The 380-nt window shown below is 62.9% G+C and carries 1 protein-coding gene; it reads right to left on the reverse strand.

All coding sequences use genetic code 11. The features are described 5' to 3' along the window. The coding region (locus LU493_RS19745) for an AMP-binding protein (protein WP_275289501.1) at positions 1-380 on the reverse strand (380 nt) is incomplete at both ends.

Here is a 380-nt window from a genome sequence, read left to right on the forward strand (position 1 = left end):
GCCGCCGACCTGCAACAGCTGCAGCGATTGCAACTGGGCGTTGCTGCCCCATTCGTGAATCGCCTGCAGCCACAGGCTGACCGCCGGCGGCACCAGCGAGGCAACGTTGATCTGATGTTGTTCAATCAGCGGGAAACAGAGCGTGGCGCTCGGGTCGGCGGCGAGGATCACCCGCCCGCCGGCGAGGAAAACGCCGAGCGAACCCGGGGAACTCATCGCATAGTTATGCGCCGCCGGCAGCGCGTTGAGGTAGCGCGTTTCAGCGTTAATCCCACAGATCTCGTTGCTGCGGCGGATACTGTAGTCGTAATCGTTATGGGTGCGTGGGATAAGCTTCGGCGTCCCGGTGCTGCCGCCGGAGAGCTGGAAAAAGGCCACTT

Source organism: Halomonas elongata, from assembly GCF_029081005.1.
Classification (GTDB): Bacteria; Pseudomonadota; Gammaproteobacteria; order Pseudomonadales; family Halomonadaceae; genus Halomonas; species Halomonas elongata_B.